This window comes from Microbacterium sp. JZ70, from assembly GCF_053903225.1.
Map to the genome: position 1 here is coordinate 336,735 of NZ_CP096405.1, position 23,594 is coordinate 360,328.

The window sequence follows — 23,594 nt, forward strand, 5'->3', positions numbered from 1 at the left end:
CCCTTCTCGCGTGTGCATGGCACGCCCATCCGAGCAGGCTCGCAGAGAAGTGGGCCCTCCGTCTCGGGCCAATCGCGAGGTCGTGGCGTGGACGCGCCCTGCGACGGTCGCGCCGTATCCGCTATGGTTGCGCAAACATGGTCTGTCGCAGCGGACGACCCAGCCGGGCGCCGCGCGACGCTTTCGACGACGAAAGGGGCAGTGTCGATGCCGACATCGCACACGCTGCGGCGCGCCGCGGCGCTCACGACGGGCGCCGCGCTCGTGGGAGGGGCGGCGGTCGCCTCACCCGCCGCGAGCGCGGCCGAGGCGGCGGAGCGATCCGTCACGATCACGCCGAACCCCGCCTACGCGGGCGAGGCGTTCGAGGGGTGGGGCACGAGCCTCGTCTGGTTCGCGAATGCGACCGGCAACTACCCCGAGGAACTCCGCGAGGAGCTCTACCAGGCGGTCTTCGGCGAGGACGGGCTCGACCTCAACATCGCCCGCTACAACATCGGCGGCGGCAACGCCTCGGACGTGGCCGACTACCTGCGCGCAGGCGGCGCCGTCGAGGGCTGGTGGGCACCGGATCCGGACGGCTCCGAGGGGATCTACGGCGGAGCGGCGACGACCTACGCCGATCGCGACGCGGTTCTCGAGGCGTTCGACGCGGATGACCCCGCGCACTATGACTGGGACGCCGACGAGACGCAGCGCTGGTGGGTCGACCGGCTGGTCGCCGACGGGCAGATCACGCACTGGGAGACCTTCGCGAACTCGGCGCCCTACTTCATGACCGAGAGCGGCTACGTCTCGGGCGGGTTCGACGCGGCAGCCGAGCAGCTCAAGCCCGAGGCGGACGAGGCGTTCGCCCAGTACCTCGTCAACGTCACGGAGCACCTCGAAGCCGAGCACGGGATCGAGGTCGACACGATCGACCCGTTCAACGAGCCGAACACGAACTACTGGGGGACGCGGCTCGAGAACGGCGTTCCGGTCGGCGGTCGCCAGGAGGGCATGCACGTCGGGCCGCAGCGCCAGGTCGAGGTCGTCGAGGCGCTCGCCGCCGTGCTCGACGGGGCCGAGACGGATGCGCGCATCTCGGCCATGGACGAGACGAACCCCGGGATCTTCGCGCGGAACTGGGCGGCATACCCCGCGGAGACGCGCGAGGACGTCAACCGCATGAACGTGCACACGTATGGCACGAGCGGACGCCTCGTCGTGCGCGACCTCGCGAAGCAGGCCGACACCCCGCTCTGGATGAGCGAGATCGAGGGCAGCTGGGTCGACGGCTACGACCCCGTCGACATCGAGAACGGTCTCGGCATCGCGGGCCGGATCATGGACGACCTGCGCGAGCTCGAGCCGAGCGCGTGGGTGCTCTGGCAGCCCGTCGAAGACCTCTACAACATGCAGCCGCAGGGCGAGGACCTCAACTGGGGCTCGGTCTTCATCGACCTCGACTGCGAGCCCTACGAGGAGGATGGCCGCACCGTGTGGAAGTCGGCGCGACGCGTCGCAGACGCGGGCGGCGACTCGACCGCCGTCGAGCCGTGCGGCGTCGAGGTCAACTCGAAGTTCAACACCATCCGCAACTTCACGAAGTTCATCCACGAGGGCGATCGCCTCGTGCCCGTCGACGACACCTCGAGCACCGCGGCCATCCGCGGTGACGGAACGGGCGCGACCGTCGTCCACCGCAACACGAGCGCGGATGCGGCTTCGGTCACGCTCGATCTCTCCGCCTTCGGCGAGATCGCGGACGGCGCGACCGTGACGCCGTACGTCACGACGGAGGCCCCGTCGCCCGATGAGCCGACCGCGAACGCGCTCGTCGAGGGAGCACCCGTCCCCGTCGACGACGCGTCGGCCACGCTCACCGTGCCCGCGAAGTCGGTCACGACGTTCGTGATCGACGGCGTCTCCGGCGTCTCCGCCGATGCTCCCGCCATCGAGGACGGGCACAGCTACCAGCTCGTCGGCGCGCAGAGCGGAAAGGCGCTCACTGCCGGCGGCTCCGGTGCGGCGACGAGCATCACGACGCTCGCCGACGACACCGCGACCGCAGCGGCGCAGAAGTGGACGGCCCACACGGTCGCCGTCGGCGAGAGGACCGCGACCCAGCGCGTCGTGCTCGAGAACGGCGACGGCCGTGTCCTCGGCGCGACGAGCGCGGGCACCGACCTGCGCGACATCGACCCGTCGGCCGCGGCCGAGAGCCCCGAGACACGGTGGATCGTCAACACCACCGACGGGAAGAGCTTCTCGTTCGTGAACGAGGCGCTCGCGCTCGCGCTCGAGGTGGGCGGGCAGTCCTCGGCCGAGGGCGCCTCGGTCGGCGTGTACGGCTCCAACGGAGGAGCGAACCAGGCCTGGGAGGCGCGCGACCTGACCCCCGTCAATGGGACGGCGATCCCTGCGCGCACAACGGCCGGCGTCGCTCCTCTGCTGCCCGAGACCGTCCTCTCCGCGTACGCGTGGGGCACGGGCGCGGCGGTTCCGGTCGAGTGGGACCTTCCCGATGACGCGACCTGGGAGAACGAGGGCCGCGTGGAGGTGCCGGGCACGGCCGCCGACCTGTTCGGGCAGACGTTCACCGTCGTCGCGCACGTCGATGTCGGCGGCCTCACCGCGACGGATCCCGTATCCGTCACGGTCGCGGCGGGCACCACGGCGGACGCTGTGCGCGCCGCGGCGCCGGACACCGTCCCGGCCCGCGTGGGGGCGTCGGAGCACGCCTTCGAGGTGCCGGTCGAGTGGGACTGGACGACGCTCGATGAGAGCGCGCTGACCGAGCCCGGTGCGATCTCGATCGCCGGGACGGCGCGGGCCGACGGCGCGGAGCTCGACGCGCGGCTCGCCGTGCTCGTCACGGAGGGCACCCAGCGCAGCTTCGCGGCAGACGGCGGCGTCGCGGTGGAGGCCAGCTACACGGAGCCCGGCTACCCGGCGGAGCGCACCCTGAACGGCGTCCTCGACGACAAGGGATGGTCGAACTGGTCCGGCAGCGCTCAGCAGCAGACGAGCACCCTCACGTACACGTTCGAGGCGCGCGACCTCGACGGAGCCGCGATCCGCTTCTGGCGCGACGGCCGCCCGAGCTGGGCCGAGACGATGACGATCGAGGTGCGCGACGCCGACGGCACCTGGGCGCCCGCGCCCGGCTGGGAGTCTCCGCAGGCGGTGGAGTCTCCGTCCACCGGCGCTCCGATCGTGACGGCCGAATTCGCCACCCGGACGGCGACCGGGGTGCGCTTCACCCTGCACGCCGCCGAGGGGATGCACATGATCGTCTCGGAGGTCGAGCTGTTCGAGAGCGTGGCCTCGCCGGCCGCAGTCGCGACCCTCGCGGACCTCCGCGTGGCCGGCGCGACGGTGGAGGGCTTCTCGCCCGAGGCCAGCGCCTACAAGGTGACGGCTGATCCGTCCGTTCCGCCCGTCGTGCAGGCCTTCGCGCTCGACGATGAGGCATCGGTCGAGGTCGAGCAGGCCGACGCCTCGAACGGATGGACCGCGCGCATCGTCGTGACGTCGGCCGACGGATCCGTCTCGAGCGAGACGACCGTCGCGATCTCGAGGACGGCCGTGATCACGCGGCTCGAGCTCAGCGAGGCGCCCGCGATCGGCGAGCCCGTCGAGGCGATCGCGGAGTTCGCCCCCGCCGACGGCGACGTCTCGTGGCAGTGGCTGCGCAACGGGCGGCCGATCGCGGGTGCGACGGATTCGAGCTACACGCCGGTCCGCGGCGACGCCGGCAAGCACCTGAGCGTCGAGCTCACCGTGTCGGCTCCCGGTGTCGAGAGCACGACCCTCGTCAGCGAGGAGCAGCGGATGCTGCCGGCGCCGGCACGCCGCTGAGCAGCGTGGCGGGGCCTCGCGCGGAACGCGGACGAGGCCCCGCCACGGTCGGCGACGGCCGAAGATCGCCGCCTGACGGGACGCCTACTTCTGTTCGGCGGCCCGGTTCTATGCGCGCGTCAGGCGCCCGCGGCCAGCTCGCCTCGAGTGTCCTCGAGCGCGCGCATGCGCTCAGGGCTGGGCGCTGCGGCGCTCTCCCGCGTGACGAGCGCCGGGCGCTCGGAGGAGAAGCGCTTGCCGCCGGCGCCGTTCAGGAGGTCGAGCAGCAGCTGGAACCCCCGGCGTCCCATCCCGGCGAAATCCTGATGGGCGGTCGTCAGGGGAGGCGACCAGATCTCACTCAGCGGGTGATCGTCGAATCCGACCACCGAGATGTCCTCCGGGACGCGCAGGCCGGCGTCGGCCAGACCGCGCATGACGCCCATCGCGATCTCGTCGTTGCCGCAGAACACGGCGGTCACGGTCGGATCCGCCGCGATCTCCCGCGCGACCTGCCGTCCGCTCACCGGCTCCCACGTCGCGTCGAACGGCGCGGGGATCGGTGCGCCGGCCTTCCGCAGCGCTCGGCGCCATCCGGTCGTCCGCCCGTCCTCCCGACGCGAGGGAGGCACGCGCACATGATGCACCGTCTCGTGGCCGAGTTCGAGCAGGAAGTTCGTGAGCTCCTCTGCCGCGCGGGTCTCGTCGAGCACCGCCTGCGGAACGCTCACGTCGCGCACGCCGGAGAGCGCGACGACCGGGATGTCGTCGGGAAGCCGGTTCACCACGGCGACCCCGGGAGGGTCGAACTTGAGCACGACCACCCCCGCGATGGCATGTGTGAGCGTGGCCGTGATCGCCCGATCGACCTCGTCATCGTCGGCTGACTCGACGACCGTGATCATGACGGTGTATCCCTCGGCGCGGGCGGCGAGCTCCACGCCGCGGATCGTCTCGGCGTATCCGTAGCGGGACGTGTCCCCCGCGATCACGGCGATGACCTGCGAGCGCCGCGAGACGAGGGCGCGGGCGGCTGCGCTCGGGCGGTAGTTGAGCTCGGCGATCGCGTTCTCGACGGCCTCGCGCTTCGTCGGGCTGACCCTCGCCGCACCGGTGAGCACCCGTGACACCGTCGGCACCGAGACTCCGGCGCGCCGGGCGACGTCGGCGATGGTGGGGTGCTTGCTCTTCATGTCGATGGTGTCCTTCGCCCTCATCGTCTCACTTGACCGCGCCGCTCGTGATACCGGAGATGATCTTGCGCTGCGCCACAATGAACGTGATCAGGAGCGGAAGGCTCATGAGCACGATGTACGCGAAGATCAGGTGCCAGTTCTGCAGGTAGAGTCCCGAGCTCGCGACCTGGTAGAGGTTCAGGGGCAGGGTGTCCAGGCGACCGCCGACCACGAAGAGCGCGTAGAAGACGTCGTTCCAGATGTAGAGGCAGATGAGGATCGTCGCGGTCGCGAGCACGGGCATGAGCAGCGGCAGGATGATCCGCACGAAGACCCGGACGGGCCCTGCGCCGTCGACCCGCGCGGCTTCCTCGAGCTCGGCGGGGATGGTCTTCACGAAGCCGGTCACGAAGAAGATCACGGTGGAGAGGTACATGCCCATGTAGACGCCGATCATGCCGAGCGGCGTTCCGGCGAGGCCGAGCTGCCGCAGCAGGAGGACGATCGTGACGACCGCGGGCGGGAGCACGATGCCGCTGATGCCGAGCGCGTACACAGCGGACATGACGCGGCCCCGTCGGCGCCCGAGGATCCAAGCGGCCATGGACCCGAGGATGAGCACCCCGAGCACGGAGGGGATCATCACGAGCGCGCTCCCGAGGAACGCGGGCCACATCCGGCCCTCGGTGAAGACCGTCGCGAGATTCTCGAGGAGACGCCACTCGGAAGGCAGGCTGAGGTCGGGCTCGAAGGCCTCCGCCTGGGTCTTCGACGCGGTGACGACGACGAGCCAGAACGGGATCCCGAGCAGCACGACAGCTGTCACGACGGCGACGACAGGCTGCGCCCACCGCGAGGCCGCGACGCTCGAGCGACGCTGCGACGCGGCGTGAGAGATGGTGGCGGTCACAGGATGTCCTCTCGCTTCCGGAGCATGCGGATGACGGGGAAGGCCAGCACGGCCACCGTCAGGAAGAGCACGAGGCTCATCGTCGTGGCCTGGGCGAACAGGCCCTGGCCGAATGTGCGGAAGATGAAGATGTTGAGGAGCTCGGTCGTGCCGCCCGGACCACCCGCCGTCGTGGCCTGCACGATGTCGAATCCGTTCATCGAGCCGAGCAGCGCGGTCGCGACATTGAAGGTGACCGCGGGTGCGAGGAGCGGGAAGCGGATGGCGGTGAAGGTTCCCCACCAGCCGGATCCGTCGATCCGCGCCGCCTCGAGAACATCGCCGCTGATCGTCTTCAGCCCCGCGAGATAGATGAGCATGGACAGCCCCATCCACTTCCATGCGTGCACGAGAGCGACGACGATGATGGTCCAGGTCGTGCTTCCGAGCCACGCGATCTGCACGTCCTGCCCGGTGAGGAAGCCGAGGATGCCGTTGAGAGCGCCCTCGGGCTTGAGCATCGCCTGGAAGATGTAGCCGACCGCGAGCGCCGACATGATGACGGGGATGAAGAACGCGACGCGGATGATCCGGTTGAGCCGCGTGTCGCGCTCGAGGAGGAGCGCGAGCGCGAGACCGAAGAGGTTCTGGAAGACGGCGACGAGCACGGCGTAGAGGAGCGTCACCCAGAGCGCGTTCACGAGCTGGCCGCTCGAGAACAGCGCGGTGAAGTTCGCCCAGCCGACGAAGCCGATCTCGGACTTGAAGCTCGACCAGTCGGTGAACGCGTAGATGAAGTTGAAGATCGTCGGCACGAGGAAGAACACGACGAGAACGACGAGCGCGGGGATCAGGAACCAGGCCGGATGGTCCTGCGTGCGTCGTGCGGGCGGGGCCGGCTGCTCGTCAGGTCGAGCGGCCGGCGCCGCCTGGCGCGGGAGACCGAGGGTGGTCGTCATGGGTGAATGCCTTCCGGTGGGGTGCCGGGCGCCGACCTCGTCGGCGCCCGGCTGTCCGAGAGTCAGAAGCCGGAGGCGCCGATCGCCTTGGCCAGCTCGGCGAACTGGGCCTGCGTGGCCTCGCCCACCTCGGCCGGCGTCATGGTGCCCTGGATCATGTCTCCGAGGTTCAGGTAGAGGTCGGGGTTGGCGACGGCGAGCGCCTGCATCGAGCCGACCGCGTCGCCGAGCGACGCGCTCACGTCGAGAAGCGCCTGCGGCACCTCGTCCGACGACGGGACATCCGTCTGCAGCGAGACCGTGGACTGGGCGTTCACGAACTCCTCGTAGCCGTCGCCGAGCCAGTACGAGAGGAGCTGGCGCGATGCGGCCTCGCGCTCGGCATCCCCCGTCTTGAACGCCACGAGGGCGTTGGACTGATCGGGGATGAAGGTGCCCACGTTGCCGCTCGGCGAGATGGGGAAGAAGCCGATCTTCTCATCGAGCTCCGCAGTATCCGCCAGGGACTGCAGCTGGCCGAAGAACGAGTTCACCTGGACGACCATCGCCGCCTCGCCGCTCAGGAGGGCAGGGCCCTGCTCCTCGAACGTCGCGGTCTTGATGTCCTCGTTGAAGAGCCCCTCATCGATCAGGGCGGCGTACTCGTCGATCGCGTCCTGGATCGGCGACTCGTCGAACCCCTTCTCGTTCGCGTTCACCTCGTCCCACAGGCCGTCCTTCGCGGCGTCGGCGAGCTGCACCTGAACCCACCACTGCGTGGCCCAGGGCGTGCCCCCGCCGAAGTCGAAGAACGGCGTCGTGCCCTGCTCCTTGAGGTCCCGCGCGAGCGCGATGAACTCGTCCCAGTTCTTCGGGAGGTCGGTGACCCCGGCCTCCTCGAAGACCTCCTTGTTGTAGTACACGCCCTCGACAGCGGGGGTCGTGATGAGCGCCGCGTAGCGCGTGTCGTCGAGGATGCCGGTGATATCCCGCAGCTCGGGCTTGTACGCGTCGAGCCAGGGGGCGTCGTCGAGCGGCTGAAGGTTCGTCGGGGCGTTGAGCGCGGTCAGCATGGACGCCGTCGGCTGCCAGAACGCGAGATCGGGCTTGTCGCCCGTGGCCACCTTCGTCTGCACGCCCTGCTCGTAGGGATCCGGGATCGTGACGACCTCGACCTCCGCGCCGGTCAGCTCCTCGAAGCCGGCGATGACGCTGTCCGGCACGGTGTTCGAGTTCTGCGCCGCCCAGATCGTCAGGGTCGTTCCCGCGAGATCGGCGTCCTGCGCGGGCCACTCGGCGGGGTCGCTCGCGCCGGCGCCCGCGCCGGGATCCGAGCACCCGGTGAGGGTGAGCGCGGCGACGGCGGCGAGCGCCGCGCCTGCGCGGAACGTGTTCTTCATCGAATTGCTCCTTCGTGGTTGCTCCGGCGCTCGGGATGGGCACCGGAGAGAGGTCAGCGGGTCGGGGTGCCCACGCTGAGGCGGATGGTGCGCGCGGCGAGATCGGCATCGCCGGCGTGCAGCGCCAGGGTCCCGGAGGGGGCGTCCCACGTCGTCCGCCAGGCCGGGAGGTGGAGGGGGAACACCGGCGAGACCTCCACGTCGGCGCCGATGAGGTGCGGGAACGACAGGGACGTCGAGCTCTCGCCGTCCCGGCGCCAGACCGACACGACCTCCTCGCCTTCCGAGCGGATGGACAGCGCGACCCACGGGTCGGTCCATCCCGGAAGCCCGAGGGGCCAATGGGCCTTGCCGCTGCGGATGAGCGGGCGCAGCGACTTGGCCTGCGCGACGGCCGCTGCGACGACCTCACGCTGTGCGTCGGTCATCCGGTTGAGGTAGCCCGACACGTAGAACCGGCCGAGAAGTCCCGTGACGAGGCTGAACGAGAGCTCCTCCGCGTTCATGTCGGGCTGCGGGTACGCCCAGCTCGCCGCCTGCTCGGGCAGCATCGAGATCGGAGCCGCGGCTGCGATCGGCGGGTACTTCCGGAAGTCCTGCTGGTCGGAGGTCGACTGCATGGCCAGCCGCGAGAGCATCGCGAAGTCCATCCGCATCGCTCCCGAGGCGCAGTTCTCGATCACCAGTCCGGGGTGGCGGTCGAGAACGCCGTCGAGCCAGGCGAGGTGGGCGCGGTTGTGAGCGAGGAGCCCATCGCCCGGGCTGTCGGCGTCGTGGTCGGTTCCCGCACCGGGGTTCACGTTGTAGTCGAATTTGAAGAACGCGACGCCGAAGTCGGCGACAAGGCGGTCGACGACCGCATCGAGGTGAGCGACCGCCGCCGGGTGCCGCAGGTCGAGGTGGTACCGGTGGTGCTCGACGATCCGCTGTCCGTGACGCTGGAGGAAGGCCTCCCGCGGAAGCGTCTCTGCGACGGGGCTGCGCACGCCGACGACCTCGGGCTCGAGCCAGAGCCCTGGCACCATCCCGGCGTCGCGGATGGCGTCGACCACCTCCGAGAGACCTCCCGGGAAGCGGGTGCGGGAGGGCCGCCATTCTCCGACCGTGTCCCACCAGTGACCGCTGTCGTCGTACCAGCCCGCATCGATGCAGAAGACCTCGGCCCCCACCTCGGCCGCCGCGGAGATGAGCGGGAGCAGCCGCTCGGTCGTCGGATCTCCGTTGAGCGTGTTCATGTAGTCGTTGAAGACGACCGGCATCGCGACGTTGTCCGGGTGGGCGCGGCGCGCGGAGCGGCGGAAGTCCGTGAGAGCGCCCAGCGCGTCCTCGAAGTCCCGACCGTAGGCGAGCTCGACCGGAACCGTCTCGAAGGCCTCCCCCGGTGCGAGCCGACGCGTCCACGACGAGTCGGTGTCCGTCGGCCCCGAGAGGCTCAGGTACCCGCCGTCCGTGTCCTCGCCGATCTCGCTGCGCCAGGCTCCGTTGTGCTCGATCTGCCACACGAGCGCCAGCCCGAGCGCTGCGCTCTCCAGCCCCCCGACGGGCAGGTCCGCGCCCGTCGACCAGGTGCCGTCCGAGCTCACCGCCCAGGCGCCGCGCGGGTTGTGCCCCGTGAGGTGCTCGGCGAGGTGCGGGAAGTCCGGCCCGCGCAGCGGCGTGCGGCACCAGCGCCCCTCCCCGAGCCAGTCGCTCACGCCCGACACGCGCACCCACCCGTCGAGCTTCTCGGGCCCGCTCGCGTCGCGCGCCGTGAAGCCGCCCGCCCATGACGTCACCGACCGCAGGACGACAGGGTCGGTTCCGACCGCGCGCACACTCGTCTGCGCGCGGACGGCCCGAGGAGCGCCCTCGAGCCTTTCGAGCTGGGTCACCGCCTCGACGCCGTCGGCCTGCTGGCGGATGATGAGGCGCCCGTCTTCATCGACCTCATGATCGATGTGGCGAAGGCGCGCACCGAGCTCGGTGTGCGAGAGGCGGCCCGACGCAGGCAGGTGCCCGGCCGTGGCCGTGAGGATCTCGACGAGCGGGACGCGGTACAGCGGCAGCGCGCGCTCGCCCATCCGGAGAGCCGCGAGATGGACGGGGGCGTCGTCGGCCCATCCGAAGGTGAGGGTCAGGTCGCCGTCTCCCCACGCCAGCTGTTCGGTCACGTCACTCCTCGTCATTGCGGTCCACGCGACCCGGTCGAGTCGCTGATAGCGATTTCAAGAGGCGAACGTAGCGGATTCTGAAATCGCTATCAAGTCTGTCTTGTAATCGTTATCACGCGTTGCTAGTGTCGCCTCCCAGTGGTGAGCCGAAGCACCCGACTCGATGAAGAGGAGATCCCTTCCCATGAAGAGAACACTGGGCGCGGCGACGACGCTCGCTGCCGCTGCGCTGGTCACGAGCGGCTTCGCCGCTCCACCCGCGGTCGCGGCCGACGCGGAGCGCCTGACCGTCGACTTCTCCGATCGCACCGGAGAGTTCCGCGGAGGCGCGAGCGGAACGCTGTACGGGTTCGGCGACGACGGCGCTCCGACTCAGGCGCTGATCAACGGCGCGCACATCACGAACACGTCCCAGAAGCCGCCGTACGGCACGCAGCACCCCGGCGGCGACACGCTGAAGATCGAGGACGGGTTCTTCGACAAGCACGGCGAGGACCTGTACATCTACCAGCAGGACTACTACCCCGAGTGGCCGTACAACAGCGGCGTCCGCCCGGGCGACGACCGCACCTACGACGTCGCGACCGGCTCCTACACCGAGGGCGCCAACGGCGTCTGGGACTACCTCGAGGTGATCGAGTTCGTCACCGAGGCGGTCGCGACGCAATCCGACCACCCCGAGGAGTACACCTTCATCCCGTTCAACGAGCCGGACTGGATCTGGTACTCGGACTGGGCGGCCGACAAGGAGCAGTTCTTCGCCGACTGGACCGCGGTGCACGAGAAGATCGAGGAGGTCTACGCGCGCCACGGTCTCGACCGGCCGCGCATCGGCGGCCCCGGCGACAGTCACTGGCGGAAGACGCCGAGCACGGAGTTCCTCGACTACGCGATCGCCGACGGATCCGTCCCCGACGTGTGGATCTGGCACGAGCTCGGCATCGACAATCTCGCGACCTATCGCGGTCATCTCGCGGAGTTCCGCGGGATCGAGTCATCGAAGGGCATCGATCCGATCCCCGTCAACATCACGGAGTACGGGATGCTGCGCGACATGGGGCAGCCCGGTCAGCTCATCCAGTGGTTCTCGATGTTCGAGGACACGAAGGTCGACGCCCAGACCGCGTACTGGGGCTACTCGGGCAACTTCTCCGACAACTCCTCGCGGCCGAACGGCGCGAACGCCGGGTGGTGGATGTTCAAGTGGTACGGCGACCTCGAGGGGTCGGAGACCGTGCGTGTGACGCCGCCGCGTCCCGACACCGCCGACACTCTGCAGGGCATCGCGGCCGTCGACGACGAGAACCGGCGCGCGACCGTGCTTCTCGGCGGGACGGACGCCGACGTCGAGGTGTCGCTCGAAGGGCTCGATCGAAAGGTGTTCGGCAACCGGGTCGACGTCGAGGTGCGCGAGATCGCGACGGTCGGCGCGCAGGGGCTCGCCGACACCCCGGCTCTCGTCTGGGCGGCGGATGGCGCAGCGCTCGCGGGCGGCAAGCTCACGATCCCGGTCGACACGTTCAACCGCTACGCGGCCTACCAGGTGCTGATCACTCCGGCCGGCACGCACGATGTCGAGCAGGATCTCGCGGCGCAGCCCTGGAGCGCGACGGTCGAGGCCGAGAGCACCGCGATCACCGGCTCGTACGTGCAGAGCCACGACCCGAAGGCGAGTGGCGGCTGGACGTGGCTCGCCTCCGGCAACCAGGACGTGCGCGCGTTCAAGACGCTCGACTCGACCGCGACCTGGACGGTCGAGGTGCCGCGCGACGGTCTCTACCGGTTCCAGGCGATCGGGGCCTCCAACAAGAACCCCGGCCAGCACGCCCTGTGGGTCGACGGCGCATACGCGAGCACGGTGCAGTACCGGGCCGACCTGCACTGGAACTACCGCGGCAGCGGCGAGACCCTTGTCGAGCTCACCGCGGGCACGCACGAGCTCACGCTCCGCACCACCGCGGATGGGGAGAACCTTCTCCCCTACCCCGACGTCACGCTCGACCGCTTCCTGCTCACGGATGTGACCGACGGCGAGCCGACGGTGCACCCGGCCTCGACGTTCCGTCTGTACGACGGGGCGAAGATCGCGTACAAGGGCAAGAAGGCGTCCGGATTCGCGAGCCTGTCGGACAGCGGGCGCGCCGACCTCTACGTCACGGCGATGGACTCGGGCTACTACGACCTGTCGGTCGCCTACGAGAGCGGCCGCGCGGGCGCGATCGAGGTCACGATCAACGGCGGCTCGCCTGTCGAACTCGCAAGCGAGCGAAAGGGCAGCTGGGAGTCGACGGCCCGAGTGCACCTCGCTGAGGGCATCAACGAGATCGAGCTGCGCTCGTCGGGCGATGTCGCGATCGAGAGCGTCACGACGACGCGGGTCCGCGCCGCCGACGACGCGCGCGTCGTCCTGGAGGCAGAGGACGGGCAGCTCACGGGCACCGCGCAGGCCGGAACGCTCGCCCCCGCCACGGGCACGAACGCGACGGGCGGCGGCTACGTCGACGGTCTGGGCGGCGGCGAGGGGAACGCGATCGAGTTCGCGCGCTCCGCGGGCTTCGACAGCGCCGGCGACTACGCCGTGTCGGTCTGGTACTCCAACGCGAGCCTCGCCTCGCCCCACCCGTACAACCCGCAGGTGGTCGACCTCCGCCTCGACATCGCCGATGGCGACCAGGAGGTGGGGCACGGCTACCACCGCCACACCTTCAGCTGGAACAGCTTCCTGGAGCGCAGCATGCAGGTGACCCTGTCGAGCGACGGCGAGCCGCTCCGCGTGTTCAGCGCCGACGACGAGGCCCCGCGCGTCGACAAGCTGATCGTCGCGCCGATGGTGCTCGGTTCGCCGACGACGCAGCCGCTCGGCTGAGCATCCGGGTGGGTGAGGGGTCGCGTCCTCTCACCCACCCAGCCGGCGGGCGGGCGGGGTTCTCCCCGCCCGCCGACATGTCAGCGCGCGTCGACCAGCGTGAGCACGCCGCCCTCGATGCGCAGCTCCGGCTGGTAGCCCTCCGGCAGCCCCGTGACCTCAAGCGACGGAAGCGCGCCCGGGAACTTCGCGGCCTCGATGAGCGGCAGCTCGGCCGGCACCTCGGCCAGCGCCGACACGTCGACCGCGAGCGTGCCGCGCAGCTTCGCCTGGCCGTCGACCGAGAGGGCGGGAGCGGCGGCGTCCTCGATCGTGAGCGCGAGCGTCGCGCCCTTCTTCTGCGTGAGCTCCCCACCCACCTCGAGCGTGCCATCCGCCTGCTCGCGGACGACGCCGCGCTGCAGCTCGACGTCGGCGGTGCCGAGCGCGGTCGCGGTCGTCGCGACGAGCTCGCCGCCCTTCACGCGCACGCCGCCCGTGAAGGAGTTCTCGCCCGCGAGGATGAGCGTGCCCGTGCCGTCGAGCGTGAGCGACCCCGCGCCGTCGATGTCGTTCCGCCACACGTCCACCGCACCGTAGCCATCCGCCGTCGCGTCGAGCGAGACCGCGACGTCGCGGTCGAATGCGCCGAAGCCGTTCGCGGCGGCGAAGAGGTTGAGCCGGCCCCAGCCCTCGGCGTCATCCGCGACGGGGAGACCCGACTCGAGCGCGGTCGAGTAGAGCACCCAGCGCAGCTGCGCGTCGTCGAGGTAGGGATAGCGCGTGCGGATGAGCTCCTCGGCGCCCTCCGGCACGACCGGCGCGACGCCCGCTTCGCCGACGGGGTCGAGGCCGAACGTGGTGTTCGCGAGGTACTCCGCGAGGCGCGCCTGGTACGCGTCGCGGTCGGTGTCGAGATCGAGCTCGGCCTCGAGCGCGGTGTCGGCGTCCGCCGTCGCCTCGGCGATCAGCTCGGCGTTCTCGTCGTCGGCGAGGGTCGCCGCGGCGAGGCCGGTCGCGAGGATGCGGCCGCCGATGATGTCGAGCGCCGAGTGCATCCCGGCCTCGGCACGGCTGTAGCCGAGGTCGGACGCCTGCAGCAGGAGGTCGTCGTAGTGCTCGGGCACGGCCGTGGCGAGCGCGATGCCCGCGAGGAAGGCGGCATTCGTATGCCCGCTCGGGAATCCGCCGTCCGACGCGGCCTCCGCCTCGGGCTTCTTGACCGGCTCGAGCTCGGGCACGAGCACGACGTCGTCGCTCCAGCGGAACGGGCGCATGTACTGGTAGTACTCCTTGGCGCGGTTGGAGGTCGCCCACGGCCCGCGCACGGTGTTCACGAGCTGCACGACGCTGCCGAGCTCGGAGTCGACATCGGCCCAGGCGCCGTTCTCGTTGCCGCGGTCGTCGTACTTGGTCGTGAGCGCGTCGGCGGGGATCTCGTCGAGGATGGTCGTGCCCGCGTTCGCGAGGTCGCGGAACTCCTGCGCGTCCTCCTCGAGCCCCTCGATCATCGAGTAGCTCTGGTGACGGCGGTCGGCGAGATAGGCGGCGTCGGCCTCCTCGTCGGTGCGGTTCTGCGTGATCCTCTCGATCGCCGCGATGTTCTGCTCATGCACCTGGGCGTTCAGAACCGTGCCGTCGTTCCAGGTGGTGCCGGGCGTCCAGTACTCGAGCATCTCGGAGAGCACGCCGATTGCCGGGTTCGTCTCGGGCGTCGTGAAGTCGGTCGTGTTCTGGCGGTACGTGTCGACGAACGCGCCGTACGCCGCCGCGCGCGGCTCGATGGCCGACGCGTCGACGAGGTCGTCGTCCTTCGCGGCGAAGGCCGGCTGCGCGAAGGCGGGGCCGACGAGGAGCGGGAGGAGCACAGCGCAGGCAACGGCCTTGCGACGAGGGAATGCGGATGGCACGGATCTTCCTTCCTGAGTCCGTCGGGTCGGACTCGCGGCGGGCGCGGTCAGATGGCCGCGGAGGGGATGCCGGAAGGCTCGCGGACGGCGGTGAACAGTCGGGAAACGCCTTCCCCGCTGTGGATATGACACTCTGTTGTCGTGTCGCGCCGCGGTCGCATCATCGTCGGCACGAGCGCCGCGCTGCTCGCGGTTGCGTTTCTGCTCGCGCCTGTCATCACCGTTGGATACTGCGCTGACGCGACGACTCCGGCTGCTTCGTTCTGCACAACGACCTTCATGTCGGTCACCGGCCTGCCCACGAACGTGTGGGCCTGGGCGGCGGCGAGCATCGTCGTTCTCGCTGTCGGCGTCTGGATCGCCCGGCGCCGCACGTGAGCGAAACGTCGGAGCAGCTCGTAGCCGCCGAATCCTAGTCATAACGGGGACAGCGGGGCGCGCCCTCGTGATCGGACGCCCGCCGTCTATGCGGCGAGGTCCTTCCGCCACTCGGCCGCGAGGTACTCCAGGTCGCCCCAGCCCGTCGGATGGCGCGTGACGGTCTCGAGCGCATAGCCCGACTCCGCGAGCGCCCGCGCCTGGGGGTCGCGCGGAGCCGCCTCACCGCCATCCGCCGCCGGGATGACGTCGCCCTCCGTATCGGGCCGATGCAGACTCACCGCGCGGACCGCCGCGAACCAGTGCGCCCGCGCCTGCTCCTCGACGGCCTTGATGAGCATCGCCTCGAGGATGCCGGCATCGCGACGCGGCACGAACACGCTGATGCTCGCGAGCGCTCCCCCGTCGGCCGGTGCCATGAACTGCGCTGCTCCCGCGGCCCGCCCGGCGATCCGCGCGAGCAGCGGCACGCACGTCGCGCCGCGCAGCCGCTCGAGTGCGTCGGCAGGCTTCTGCGCGCCGACGCCGGCGCCGCTCTGCTCCCGCATGACGGTCGCGGCGACCTCGAGGTAGTCGAGGAAATCCCGCGCGTCGCGCGCGTCGACGGTGTCCGGCAGCGTCACGGGTGCGATCTCGACGGCGATCATCCGGGTCATCCTGCCAGGAGAGAAGCGGATGGCACGGCGCACGCGCGCGGGACGCCGAACGTCAGGCCCGGCCGTCCCACTCCCACGGGTCGAGCGGGGTCGGCCTCTGCCCTGGTCAGGGGGCAGGCGGGCGAGCCACGAGCAGCTCGCCGACGCCGCAGACCTCGACCGGTCCGTGGCTTGCGGGCACGAGGAAGGTCGAGCCGACGGCGGCCCGCGCGCCGTCGATCACGAGCGAGCCCTCCACGAGGACGAGGAGGGAGAAGCCCGCGGCGACGGTCGCCTGCCCGTCCACTGGCAGCCTCTCGAGCCGGAAGTACGGGTCCGCCTCTTGCGGGAAGACCGACCCCCGGACGGGTGCCGGACGCACGAGCTCCGCGAGCTCCTCGACGCGACGGGCGCGACGATTCACCGCGGCGAGCGCCCTGTCGAAGCCGAGGCCCAGGTGCCCCTCTGTCGCGCCGTCGATCGCGAACCCCTCCCACTCGAGCAGGATCGACAGGTCCTCGGGCTGCTGCAGCTCGAGGAGGAAGACGCCCTCGCCGATGGCGTGCAGCTCACCCGGCGGCACCCAGACGACGTCCCCCGGCTCCACGCGCACCGCGTGCAGGAGGCCCAGGAGCGCGTCGACATCCTGGGAGCGGACGAGATCGGCCAGCTCGTCGGCAGACACCTCCCGCGTGAGCCCGACGTGCACGGTGCCGCCCTGGAGGATGTACCACGCCTCGGCCTTGCCGTGCCGGCAGCCGAGATGGCGCTCGGCGAACCCGTCGTCGGGGTGCGCGTGGACAGGCAGCCGCTGGCCCGCGTCGAGCAGCTTCACGAGGAGCCGCACATCAGCACCCCAGCGGGCCGCATGCTCCGCTCCGAGCCAGGAGACGGGATCCTCCGCCACCGCGTCGCGAAGCAGCCTGCCATCGGGCAGCCGCGTCAGCCCGAGCTCCGCCTCCCCGCGGACGGTCGTGACGGACCCGATCCAGTCCTCCGGCTCCCGCTCGGCGGCCGACGGCTCGCCGCGGAAGGCGGCGATGGCCCGACCTCCGCGATAGAACCTCTCCGGCGGTCGATTGGGGCCGAGCTCGTGGATCATGCCGCCGCTCTCCTCGCGGGCGCGAACGCCGACAGGAAGCCGCCCACGAACGTGTCCCCGAGCCCGATCGTCGTCGGCGACGACGTGTCGATGTCGAATCCGGCGACCCCGGCGGAGCCGGGAATCGACGCACGCACTCGATCGACGACGAGGGCGCCGCTCTGATGCCGCGGGCACCGGTCGGTCGCGTCGAGATCGGATGGCGCGAAGCCGTCTCCGAGTCGATATCGGGTCGCGGCGATCCGAACCGCGCTCTCGAGAGCATCGCGGTAACGCTCCGCCTCGGGGCCGACGGCGACAGCCCACGTGCGGGTGTGCACGACGAGGGCCGGCGCGGGGATGAGCCGATGGATGTCACGCAGCGCGACGACCACATCGTCCGCGTCCTGGAGATCCACGCTCCGACCGAGGTACTCCTGCAGCTCGTCCTCGTTCATGCCGTAGACGTCGATGCGATCGAGCAGCCGTGCTCGGATCTCCCGCGAGAACTCGCGCCGGTAGAAGCCCGCGTCCTCGTAGTACACGACGGCGTCGCTCGGCAGTCGTCGCATGGCGGACCGCAGCTCATCGAGGCGCCGCACGAGCAGCCGGTCGTCCTGCATCGTGTTGAAACCCGAGACGAGGAACACCGCCGCCGTCGCGAGGGCGTCGCCCAGGCCATCCGCGATCGCCATCTCGCGGTTCGGCGGATCGTTCGCGAAGATCAGCCGATTGGCGCTCGGCGTGACGACCTCGCCATCCGCCAGCCGGATTCGCGCACCGGCCGGGTACTGCACGATGAGGTGCGGATCGAGGGTGTCGCGCGTCGCGGAGCTGACGACGCGCATCGACGACGGGAGGAGCCGGCGCACGGTGTCGTCGATGCTCACGAGGTGCTGGGTGCTCGGGACACCGAGTCGGTCGAGCGCGAGACCCGCCCGCACCCCCGTCCCGCCCAGGGTGACCGAGGTCGAGAACCGCGCGGCGAACCGCTCGACGATCTCCGACGTGGCGACGAAGCGCTCGCCGCCCGTTCCCACGGCGGCGAAGGCGAGGATCGCCGCGACGAGCGTGCGCTCATCGACGATCGGTTCGTCGGCCGTCAGCTCCGCGCGGACGATGCCGAGCTCGCCGACCAGCGCGTTGACCACGTCGGTGTCCCAGCGGATCTCGTAGTCGACCGTCCCGCCCAGCCCCAGCACCAGATCGGATCCCACGCCGGCTCCTTCCGTCTTCTGTGACGATCAGTACAGGTTGGCCTTGCCCGCGGCTCCGAACAGGTCGATCTTCTCGGCCGCCGTGACCTTCATCGCCTCGAGCGGCTCCGGCTGGATGGCGTTCGGCTCGCGCAGGCGCACGTCGGTGCCGAGGACCTCGCGCATGCGGTTGTGGTACGAGACCTTGATGTCGCTCGAGATGTTGATCTTGTTGATGCCGAGCGAGACCGCGCGCGCCAGCTCGCTGTCCGGGTTGCCGGATCCGCCGTGCAGGACGAGAGGGATGCCCACGGCGGCCTTGATCTCCTGGAGCAGGTCGTGCCGCAGCTCGGGGTTCTTGTTGGCGGGGTAGAGACCGTGCGAGGTCCCGATCGCGATCGCGAGGCTGTCGACGCCGGTCTCCTCCACGAACCGGACCGCGTCGTCGACGTTCGTGTAGATGATCTCGGCCGCGCCGGCCTCGCCGTAGCTGTCGTTCGCCCCGATCGTCCCGAGCTCGCCCTCGACCTGCACGCCCACGGCATGCGCTGCCTCGACGACCTTGCGCGTGAGGGCGACGTTGTCGTCGAACGGCTGCAGGGAGGCGTCGATCATGACCGACGTGAAGCCGGCCTGGATGGCCGTGATCATCTGCTCGAAGGTGCCGCCGTGGTCCCAGTGGATGGCGACCGGAACGCTCGAGCGATGGGCACGCGCGTGCATGGCCGGGATGAGGTCGGTCGTGATGTGGGAGACCTCGTCGGGGTGGATGGCGATGATGACGGGCGCGTCCTTCTCCTCGCTGATGTCCATGATCCCCTTGAACATCGCCCAGTCGCTGATGTTGAAGGCGGGGATGGCGAAGGCGTGCTCGTTGGCGACGTCGAGGATGGACCTACCGGTGTACAGCAATGTGATTCTCCTTGTTGATGGATGGCGAGGTCGGTCAGCTCTTCACGGAGCCGGCCGTGAGACCGCTGATGAAGAAGCGCTGCAGCACCAGGAAGAGGATCAGCACGGGGATCGAGCCGAGAATGCTCATCGCCATGATCTGGTTCCACTCGTACGAGTGCTGCCCCATGAGCAGCTGGATGCCGATGGGCACCGTGCGCATGTCGGTGGTGCGGGTGAGGGTGAGCGCGAAGAGGTACTCGTTCCACGCGATCATGAAGGTGTAGATCCCCACCGAGACGATGCCGGGCACCGAGATCGGCACGAGGATCCGCCAGAGCGCCGTGAGAGAGCCGGCGCCGTCCATCCGGACGGCCTCGTCGAGCTCGCGCGGCAGGGTGTTGAAATACCCGGTCATCATGATGATCGCGTAGGGCAGCGTGAACACCATGTAGGTGAGGATGAGGCCGGGGTACGTGTTGTAGAGCTTGAGTGCGACGACCAGGCCGAAGTACGGGATGAGCAGCGTGATCGGCGGCACTGCCTGCACGCTGATGATCACGACGTTCAGCACGCGCTTGCCGCGGAACTCGAATCGGCTGAAGGCGTACGCCGCCTGGATGGCCACGACCAGCGTGAGTAGCGTGACGGCTCCCGCGACGATGTAGCTGTTGAGGAAGAAGCGGACCGTCTCGGGCGTCGTGAGGATCGCGACGTAGGCGTCGAGCGAGAACGAGTCCGTGATGAGCCGCGGGGGCAGCTCGAAGATCTCGGTGTTCGACTTGAACGAGCTCGAGAGCATCCAGAGCACCGGCCCGGCGGCGAAGACCGCGCCGAGAAGGAGCCCGATGATGACGCCGGTGCGCGCCGTGCGCGTGCGGGCGGTGACGGAGAGCGCCATGTCAGTCCCTCGCCTTCTGATGGCGGACGTAGAACACCGCGAGCACCATCGACATGAGGAGCACGAGGACGGCGGAGGTCGCGGCGAGCGAGAAGTCGTATTCGGCGAACGCGAGCTTGTAGGTGAATGTGCTGAGCACCTCGGTGACGTCGATGGGCCCGCCGCCCGTGGTCATCCAGATCAGCGCGAACTGCTGCGACGTCCAGATGAGATCGAGCAGCACGAGGCTCACGATGATGGGGCGCAGCTGCGGGATGGTCACGTTCCAGAACCGCTGGGGTGCATTGGCGCCGTCGACCGTCGCCGCTTCGTTCAGCTCGTTCGGGATGCCCTGCAGGCCCGCGAGCAGGCTCACCATGAAGAACGGGTAGCCGGCCCAGATGTTGATGAAGGTGACCGTGCCCAGCGCGAGCTGCGGAGAGGCGAGCCACTCGACGTCGGTGCTGAGGAGGAAGTTGATGATGCCGTTCGGAGCCAGCAGCATCCGCCAGAGGACCGCGATCACCGCGGCCGTGAAGAGCCACGGAAGAACGTAGAGCGCGCGGAAGATCGCACGCGGCACCGCTCCGATCAGGGGGCTGTTGAGCAGCATCGCGAACGCCAGGCCGAGGATGAGGTGCGCCGCGACGCTGACCACGGTGAAGAAGACGGTGTTGCCCGTCGCCTTCCAGAACCCCGAGTCAGAGAGGACGGCGATGTAGTTCTCGAGCCCGACGAGCCCGGAGGACGACCCCATCACGGCCTCGTCCTGGAACGAGTACCCGATCACCATGACGATCGGCACGATCATCAGGACGAAGAGCAGGATGAGAGTCGGGGCGAGGAAGCCGTAGGACTCGCCGGCCTTCCGCAGCTGGCGGCGCTTCCGCGACAGCGGGGCACCCGTGACGAGCGTCTCCGTGTCGGGAGCGAAGGATGTCTGCATGCTCATGTGGCGTCGACCTCTGTCGGGATCGGATGGCGCGCGCCGCCGCGCGCCATCCGACCGAACGGGAACGGGATCAGAACTCGGCTTCCCAGGACTCCTGCGCCTTCTCGAGCGCGTCCGGCATCGACTGCTGACCGTCGAGAGCCGACTGGAGCTGCTCGCCGAGGAGCCGCATGAGCTCCTCCGCGACGGGCAGACCGGTGAACTCGTTCGCGGGATAGCCGGCCTGGTAGATCTCGAAGGCCTTCGCGAAGAGCTCGTCATCCGCGACGAAGTCGGGCACCGACTCCGTGTTGCCGGGGAACGCGTTCGCCATCGTCGACAGCTCGGAGTTCGTCTCCGACTCCATCAGGAACGAGACGAGCTTGAACGCCGCCTCCTTGTTCTCGGAGTTCTCTGCGACGCCGATGCCCCACGACGCGTAGGGGATGCCGCGTTCGCCTTCGTAGCCCTCCTCGGCGGGGATGGCCGAGATGGAGAACTCGAGGTCGGGGTTCGTCTCGCGGATGAGGTTGATGTGCGCAAGCGAGTCGATCATCATCCCGACGCGGCCGTTCGTGAACTCCTCGACCTTGTCCTGCTCCTTCATCGTGAAGCTGCCGGACGCGATCGAGCCCGCGTCCCACATCCCCTCGATGAACTCCATCGCGGAGGCGACGTCGTCATTCGTGAGGTCCGGCTGACCGCCGTCGAGCATCGAGCCGCCCGAGGCCCACACCCACGACATCACGTCGTTCTGCACGCCGTTCGGCGCCTCGAGCGACAGCGGCAGGACCCATCCCGACGCGTCTCCGTCGAGTGCCGAGACCTTCTCGGCCGCGTCGGCGAACTCCTCGCGGGTCGACGGCGGCTCGGAGACGCCGGCTTCCGCGAGCAGGCCGTCGTTCGTGAACATCGGGTACACGAAGTTGACCACCGGGATCATGTAGGTCTTGTCGTCGACCTTGATCTGGCTCGCGAGCTCGCTGTCGTCGTAGTCGTACTCCGCCATCAGGGCCGTGAGATCGGCGATCACTCCCTTCGATGCGAAGTCGTTGACCCAGGCACCGTCGAGGCCCACGACATCGGGCATCGTGCCCGAGGCGGCGCCGGCGAAGAGCTGCTCCTTCGTCGAGGCGTAGGGACCGCTGACGAGCTCCACCGTGATGCCGGGGTTCTCCTCCTCGAACCTGTCGATGAGGGCGCGGAACTCGCCGTCGGGCAGCTCCGGCTCCCACCACTGGGCGAACTCGATCGTGACGTCTCCCCCAGACGCCCCCGAGTCGCCGTTCGCGCCGCAGCCGGACAGCGCCAGGACCGACGCTGCAGCCGTCGCGATGCCGGCGACGACTCGCGCCCGCCGGGCCGCACTCCGATCAATTGCCATGGTCTCTCCTCTTCGAGATCCTGCGGCATTCCGCGCTCTTCTGCGTTTTAATGCCGGTTTAGGACGAGTATGCGGCGAGCAGCGCGGTCTCGTCAAGCCCTTCTCCGGGTCTCTTCCATGGCTTTCCGCCGCTGGCGCGACATCAGCCGACCCGACTGACTGCCGCCGATCGTGCAGTTTCCTGCTGTTTCTTCAGTGATCTGGGCGCTCTGTGCTAGATATGACCGCATGGAAGCTCCCTCACCCGCACGCGGTCGGCGCCTCCCGGCCGGCCGCAAAGCCGATCTCGCCGCCTACGTCGACGAGGTCGGCCGGGTGACCGTCGCCGACCTCGCGGCCCACTTCGGCGTCTCGATCGACACCATCCGCCGCGATCTCGATCAGCTCGACCGCGAGGGCGTCGTCGTGCGGACGCACGGCGGCGCGGTCAGCACCGCCGAGAGCCCCGGACGGGATCGCGGGCTAGACGTCCGCCTGCGGATGCAGGTCGCCGAGAAGGAGAAGATCGCCCGCATCGCGGCCGAGCTGGTCGAGGACGGGTCGGTCATCATGCTGAACGCCGGCACGACGACGCTCGCTGTGGCGCGGGCTCTGCGCAACCACCGCAACCTGACGATCGCGACGAACAACCTGCGGATCCCGGCCGAGATCTCGCCGAACGCGTTCCGCGACCTCTACGTGTTCGGCGGTGCCGTCCGCACCCTGACGCAGGCGACGACCGGACCGGTCTCCCTCGCGCTGAACTCGAGCACGCCGGATGTCGACATCCGATGCGACCTGGCGCTCGTCGCCGTCGGCGCGGTCGACGAGACGGGCTACTCGACCTCGAACCTCGGCGACGCGACGATGATGGCCGAGATGGTGCGCCGCGCCGACCGCACGGCCATCCTCGCCGACTCGACCAAGCTCGGCCGCCGCCTGTTCGCCCAGGTGGTCCCGCTCGAGCAGGCGGACTACCTCATCACCGACGAGCAGCCGAGCCCAGAGCTGAGCGCCGCCCTCGCCGGCGCGGACGTCGAGGTGCTGACGCCGTAGAGATGACAAAGGCAGGAAGCTCGAACGCCTCCTGCCACCTTCAGGATATCGGCG

The 23,594-nt window shown here is 69.7% G+C and carries 17 protein-coding genes; 4 read left to right on the forward strand and 13 right to left on the reverse strand.

Going from position 1 to position 23,594, the window contains the following annotated elements; all coding sequences use genetic code 11:
• Positions 1 to 207 precede the first annotated feature (207 nt).
• Positions 208 to 3,843, forward strand: a complete 3,636-nt coding sequence (locus M1D46_RS01530; protein ID WP_456286378.1) for a glycoside hydrolase — start codon at positions 208 to 210, stop codon at positions 3,841 to 3,843.
• A 119-nt stretch (positions 3,844 to 3,962) separates the two neighbouring features.
• Here the strand turns inward: M1D46_RS01530 and M1D46_RS01535 are convergent, their stop codons facing one another.
• The 5 genes from M1D46_RS01535 to M1D46_RS01555 form a co-directional block, all read right to left on the reverse strand.
• Positions 3,963 to 5,039 (reverse strand): LacI family DNA-binding transcriptional regulator, encoded by a 1,077-nt coding sequence (locus M1D46_RS01535; RefSeq protein ID WP_456286379.1) that lies wholly within the window; start codon positions 5,037 to 5,039, stop codon positions 3,963 to 3,965.
• Between the two features lie 4 nt (positions 5,040 to 5,043).
• A complete protein-coding gene (locus M1D46_RS01540) occupies positions 5,044 to 5,907 on the reverse strand; it encodes a carbohydrate ABC transporter permease (RefSeq protein WP_456286380.1) in 864 nt (287 codons plus the stop codon).
• A complete protein-coding gene (locus M1D46_RS01545; RefSeq protein ID WP_456286381.1) occupies positions 5,904 to 6,845 on the reverse strand; it encodes a carbohydrate ABC transporter permease in 942 nt (313 codons plus the stop codon). The genes M1D46_RS01540 and M1D46_RS01545 overlap by 4 nt, the downstream gene beginning before the upstream one ends.
• A gap of 62 nt (positions 6,846 to 6,907) precedes the next feature.
• Positions 6,908 to 8,224, reverse strand: coding sequence for an ABC transporter substrate-binding protein (locus M1D46_RS01550; RefSeq protein WP_456286382.1), 1,317 nt, complete (start codon positions 8,222 to 8,224; stop codon positions 6,908 to 6,910).
• 53 nt (positions 8,225 to 8,277) lie between these two features.
• Positions 8,278 to 10,374: a glycoside hydrolase family 36 protein gene (locus M1D46_RS01555; protein WP_456286383.1), complete on the reverse strand. Its 2,097-nt coding sequence runs from the start codon at positions 10,372 to 10,374 to the stop codon at positions 8,278 to 8,280.
• Positions 10,375 to 10,558: 184 nt separating this feature from the next.
• Between M1D46_RS01555 and M1D46_RS01560 the strand changes: the two genes are divergently transcribed.
• A complete protein-coding gene (locus tag M1D46_RS01560; protein WP_456286384.1) occupies positions 10,559 to 13,240 on the forward strand; it encodes a carbohydrate-binding protein in 2,682 nt (893 codons plus the stop codon).
• Between the two features lie 80 nt (positions 13,241 to 13,320).
• Here M1D46_RS01560 and M1D46_RS01565 read toward each other — a convergent pair whose 3' ends face one another.
• A complete protein-coding gene (locus M1D46_RS01565; RefSeq protein ID WP_456286385.1) occupies positions 13,321 to 15,129 on the reverse strand; it encodes a phosphatase PAP2 family protein in 1,809 nt (602 codons plus the stop codon).
• 141 nt (positions 15,130 to 15,270) lie between these two features.
• Between M1D46_RS01565 and M1D46_RS01570 the strand changes: the two genes are divergently transcribed.
• Positions 15,271 to 15,507: a hypothetical protein gene (locus M1D46_RS01570; RefSeq protein ID WP_456286386.1), complete on the forward strand. Its 237-nt coding sequence runs from the start codon at positions 15,271 to 15,273 to the stop codon at positions 15,505 to 15,507.
• A gap of 86 nt (positions 15,508 to 15,593) precedes the next feature.
• On the opposite strand, the gene M1D46_RS01575 is transcribed toward M1D46_RS01570, so the two are convergent.
• From M1D46_RS01575 to M1D46_RS01605, 7 genes are all read right to left on the reverse strand, one after another.
• Positions 15,594 to 16,163 carry a hypothetical protein gene (locus M1D46_RS01575; RefSeq protein ID WP_456286387.1) on the reverse strand — a complete coding sequence of 190 codons (570 nt, stop codon included), beginning with the start codon at positions 16,161 to 16,163 and terminating at the stop codon, positions 15,594 to 15,596.
• A gap of 106 nt (positions 16,164 to 16,269) precedes the next feature.
• The gene (locus M1D46_RS01580) at positions 16,270 to 17,244 is read right to left on the reverse strand and encodes a class I mannose-6-phosphate isomerase (protein ID WP_456286388.1); all 975 of its coding nucleotides are present in this window, start codon (positions 17,242 to 17,244) and stop codon (positions 16,270 to 16,272) included.
• Positions 17,241 to 18,440: an ADP-dependent glucokinase/phosphofructokinase gene (locus M1D46_RS01585; protein WP_456286389.1), complete on the reverse strand. Its 1,200-nt coding sequence runs from the start codon at positions 18,438 to 18,440 to the stop codon at positions 17,241 to 17,243. Before M1D46_RS01585 ends, M1D46_RS01580 begins: the two co-directional genes overlap by 4 nt.
• Positions 18,441 to 18,467: 27 nt before the next feature.
• Complete coding sequence (locus M1D46_RS01590; protein ID WP_456286390.1) at positions 18,468 to 19,331, reverse strand: ketose-bisphosphate aldolase; 864 nt, start codon at positions 19,329 to 19,331, stop codon at positions 18,468 to 18,470.
• A gap of 34 nt (positions 19,332 to 19,365) precedes the next feature.
• Complete coding sequence (locus M1D46_RS01595) at positions 19,366 to 20,211, reverse strand: carbohydrate ABC transporter permease (protein WP_271174147.1); 846 nt, start codon at positions 20,209 to 20,211, stop codon at positions 19,366 to 19,368.
• A gap of 1 nt (position 20,212) precedes the next feature.
• Entirely contained in the window at positions 20,213 to 21,142 is a 930-nt protein-coding gene (locus tag M1D46_RS01600) for a carbohydrate ABC transporter permease (RefSeq protein ID WP_456286391.1), read from the reverse strand.
• Positions 21,143 to 21,212: 70 nt separating this feature from the next.
• Positions 21,213 to 22,505 (reverse strand): ABC transporter substrate-binding protein, encoded by a 1,293-nt coding sequence (locus tag M1D46_RS01605; RefSeq protein WP_456286392.1) that lies wholly within the window; start codon positions 22,503 to 22,505, stop codon positions 21,213 to 21,215.
• Between the two features lie 228 nt (positions 22,506 to 22,733).
• Between M1D46_RS01605 and M1D46_RS01610 the strand changes: the two genes are divergently transcribed.
• Complete coding sequence (locus M1D46_RS01610; protein WP_456286393.1) at positions 22,734 to 23,540, forward strand: DeoR/GlpR family DNA-binding transcription regulator; 807 nt, start codon at positions 22,734 to 22,736, stop codon at positions 23,538 to 23,540.
• Positions 23,541 to 23,594 lie beyond the last annotated feature (54 nt).